The 4,477-nt window shown below is 72.7% G+C and carries 1 protein-coding gene; it reads left to right on the top strand.

Translation table 11 applies throughout. The features are described from left to right. Positions 1 to 4,477: non-ribosomal peptide synthetase (locus tag KLK06_RS59245; RefSeq protein ID WP_214644723.1), on the top strand; the 4,477-nt coding region annotated here is incomplete at both ends.

Consider the following 4,477-nt stretch of genomic DNA (forward strand, 5'->3'; position numbering starts at 1 on the left):
GAGGTGCCGATCCGGGCGTGGTTGATCGATGAGCGGGTGTTGGTGGTGGTGATTCACCACATCGCCAGTGACGGCTGGTCACGGGCACCGCTGGCGCGGGATGTGTCGGTGGCTTATGCGGCACGGCACGACGGGCGGGCTCCGGAGTGGGAGCCGCTGCCCGTCCAGTACGCCGACTACGCCCTGTGGCAGCGCGAACTGCTGGGGGACGACCAGGATCCGGACAGCGTGATCTCGCGGCAGGTCGCCTACTGGCGGGAGACCTTGGCTGGGGCGCCGGAGGAGCTGGCGCTGCCGGCCGACCGGGCCCGCCCTGCCGTGACCTCCTATCGCGGGTACACGGTGCCGATCGAGGTGCCGGCCGAGGTGCACGCGCGCCTGGCGGAGGTGGCGCAGGCCGAGGGCGTCACCACATTCATGGTGGTCCAGGCCGCGCTGGCGGTGCTGCTGTCACGGCTGGGCGCCGGAACCGACATCCCCATCGGCGCGGCCAACGCCGGCCGCACCGATGAGGCCCTGGACGATCTCGTCGGGTTCTTCATCAACACTCTGGTGCTGCGTACCGACCTGTCTGGAAACCCGACGTTCCGCGAGGTGCTCGGCCGCGTACGCGAGTCCAGCCTGGCGGCGTTCGCGCATCAGGACGTGCCGTTCGAGCGGCTGGTCGAGGAGCTGGCGCCGTCGCGGTCCATGGCGCGGCACCCGCTGTTCCAGGTGATGCTGACCCTGGAGAACACCGGCGAGGCCGTGCTGGAGCTGCCCGGGGTGGGGGCCCGGCGGATGTCGGCCGGTGCGGCGGTGGCGAAGTTCGACCTCGAGGTGCTGCTCGGTGAGGTGTTCGACGCCCACGGCGGGCCCGCGGGGGTGCGCGGCTCGCTGGTGGCGTCCGCGGACCTCTTCGAGGGGGAGACGGCCGAGCGGCTGACCGGGCGGCTGACGCGGGTGCTGGCGTCGCTGACCGCCGAGCCGCAGACCCGGCTGAGCGCCGTGGAGGTGCTCGACGCCGGCGAACGGCGACGCGTGCTGACCGGGTGGAACGACACCGCCGGTGAGGTGGCCGGCTCGTCGCTGGTGGACCTCTTCCAGGCACAGGTACGGCGGACGCCCCAGGCCCTCGCGGTGGTCGGGGAGGGTGTCCGGGTGTCGTACGCCGAGTTGGACGAACGGGCCGACCGGCTGGCCCGCGCGCTGGCGGCCGAGGGTGTGGTGCCCGAGTCGGTGGTGGGGGTGTGCGTCGGCCGGGGCCTCGAATGGGTCGTGGCGGTGCTGGGCGTGCTGAAGGCCGGCGGTGCTTTCCTGCCAGTGGATCCGGTGTACCCGGCTGAGCGGATCGCGTACTCGATGGCGGACGCGGGCGCGGTGGCGGTGGTGACCTCGCCGGCCCTGGCCCACCTGGTGCCGGACGGCCTGACGCGGGTGATGGTGGACGACCCGGCGGCGCACCCGGGCGGACCCTTGGACGTGCGGCTGGTGCCCGAGTCCGCGGCATACGTCATCTACACCTCCGGATCGACCGGCCGGCCCAAAGGCGTGGTAGTCACCCACGGAGGCGCGGTGAACCTGCTGGCGGCCGGCGGCTGGGAGGCCGGCGAGGGCGACCGCGTGCTGCAGTTCGCCTCGCCCGGCTTCGACGCGGCCTGCTGGGAACTGCTGGCGGCGCTGTGGTCGGGCGGCTGCCTCGTGGTGGCCGACAGCGCGGAACTGCTGCCGGGGGCCGGGCTGGCCGGGGTGATCCAGCGGTACGGGGTGTCGCACCTACTGGTGCCGCCCTCGCTCCTGGGCGTGATGGGCACGGCGGAACTGGCCGGGGTACGGACCGTGGTGGCCGGCGGGGAGGCCCTCGGCTCGGAGCTCGTGGCGCGCTGGGGAGCCGGGCGCCGGCTCGTCAACGCGTACGGGCCGACCGAGGTGACCGTGTGCGCGGCGATGACCGATGACCTGTTCGCGGACCGCGAGGTGACCATCGGCGGGCCGCACGTGAACGTGCGCGCCTACGTGCTCGACGAGTGGCTGTGCCCGGTGCCGCCGGGCGTGGTGGGCGAGCTGTACCTGGCCGGGGCACAGGTGGCCCGCGGCTACGCGGGGCGTCCCGGGCTGACCGGGGAGCGGTTCGTGGCCGATCGGTTCGGGTCGGCGGGCGGACGGATGTACCGGACCGGGGACCGGGTGCGCTGGGACGAGACCGGCCGCCTGGTGTTCGCCGGCCGCGGTGACGACCAGGTGAAGATCCGCGGGTTCCGGATCGAGCCGGGCGAGGTGCAGGCGGTGCTCGCCGCCCACCCCCAGGTGACGCAGGCGGCGGTCGTCGTGCGCGAGGACGTGCCCGGAGACAAGCGGCTGGTCGCCTATCTCGCACCGCAGGAGGTGGACACCGACTCGGTACGGGCGATGGCCGCCGAACAGCTGCCCGCCCACATGGTGCCGGCCGCGCTCGTGACCCTCGCCGCCCTGCCCGTCACCACCAGCGGCAAGCTCGACCGCAAGGCCCTGCCCGCCCCCGACTACGGCGGCGCGGCGGGACGCGGCCCGGCCGACGCCCGCGAGGAACTCCTGTGCGGGGTGTTCGCACAGGTGCTGGGGCTGCCGCAGGTGGCGGTCGACGACGACTTCTTCGCGCTGGGCGGGCATTCCCTGCTGGCGGTACGGCTCATCAGCCGCGTCCGGTCGGTGCTGGGCGTGGAGGTGCCGTTGCGGGCCCTGTTCGAGGCGCCGACGGTGGCCCGCCTGGCGGAGCGGCTGACCGGCGCCGGGCGGGCCCGGCCTGCGCTGACGCCGCTGGAGCGGCCGGAGCGGGTTCCGTTGTCGTTCGCGCAGCGGCGGTTGTGGTTCATCGGCCAGCTCGAGGGGCCGAGCGCGACCTACAACGTGCCGATCGTGGTGCGGCTCGGTGGTGACGTGGACGTCGAGGCGCTCGGGGCGGCGTTGCGGGACGTGATCGAGCGGCACGAGGTGCTGCGGACGGTCTTCCCCGTCGCGGACGGCGAGCCGTACCAGCAGGTCGTCGGGATGGACGAGTTGCACTGGGAGCTGTCCGTCGGCGAAGCCAGGGACGGGCTCGAGGGCGCGGTCACCGAGGCGGTGGGTCACGCGTTCGACCTGTCATCGGAGGTGCCGATCCGAGCCTGGTTGTTCGATGGCAGTGTGCTGGTGGTCGTCGTCCACCACATAGCCAGCGACGGCTGGTCCATGGCGCCGCTGGCGCGTGACTTCTCGCTGGCGTACGCGGCCCGTCGTGCGGGGCGGGCGCCATCGTGGGACGCGCTGCCCGTCCAGTACGCCGATTACGCCCTGTGGCAGCGCGACCTGCTCGGTGCCGAGGACGATCCGGGCAGCCTGATCTCCACGCAGGTGGCCTACTGGCGGGAGGCCTTGGCGGGGGCGCCGGAGGAGCTGGCGTTGCCGTTCGACCGGCCGCGTCCGGTCGTGGCCTCTCACCGGGGTCACAGCGTGCCGCTGCTGGTCCCGGCTGAGGTGCATGTGCGGCTCGTGGAGGTGGCCAGGGCTGAGGGCGTGACGGTGTTCATGGTGTTGCAGGCCGCGCTGGCGGTGTTGTTGTCGCGGTTGGGCGCGGGTACGGACGTCTCGATCGGGTCGGCGAATGCGGGCCGTGTGGACGTGGCGCTGGAGGATCTGGTCGGCTGCTTCGTCAATACGCTGGTCGTGCGGGCGGACCTGTCCGGTGATCCGGAGTTCCGCGCGCTGCTGGGGCGGGTGAGGGAGCGGAGCCTGGCGGCGTTCGCTCACCAGGACGTGCCGTTCGAGCGGTTGGTGGAGGAGCTGGCGCCGTCGCGGTCGATGGCCCGGCACCCGCTGTTCCAGGTGGTGCTGACCAAGCAGGACACCATCGCCGCCGAACTGGATCTGCCGGGCGTGCGGACGGGGCCGGCTCCCGTGGCCGGGACCGGGCGGACGGCGGCCAAGTTCGACCTTGACGTGATGGTCAGCGAGGTGTTCGACGGCGAGGGGGTGCCGGCTGGGGTGCGGGGTTCGGTGACGGTCGCCACCGATCTGTTCGACCCTGAGTGGGCCGAGCGGATCGCGCGGTACTGGGTGCGGGTGCTGGAGGTCGTCGGCACTGACACGCGGACGCGGCTGAGTGAGGTCGACCTCCTTGAGGAGCATGAGCGGCGCCGGGTGGTGGAGGAGTGGAACTCCACGGCGGCCGAAAAGACGTCTGCGCCGGTGGTGGAGTTGTTCGAGGGCCAGGTGGCGCGTCGGCCGGAGGCGGTGGCGCTCGTCGGTCCTGAACTGGTCACTTACGCCGAGTTGGATGGGCGGGCGAATCGGCTGGCCCACGTTTTGATCGGTGAGGGGGTGGGTGGCGAGTCGGTGGTGGGGGTGTGTTTGGACCGGGGGGTGGAGCTGATCGTGGCGGTGCTGGCGGTGTGGAAGGCCGGGGCGGCGTATGTGCCGATCGATCCGCGTCAGCCGGTGGAGCGGATCGCCTACATGCTCGGTGACAGCCGCGCGGTGTTGA

Source organism: Nonomuraea sp. NEAU-A123 (assembly GCF_018603905.1).
GTDB lineage: Bacteria > Actinomycetota > Actinomycetes > Streptosporangiales > Streptosporangiaceae > Nonomuraea.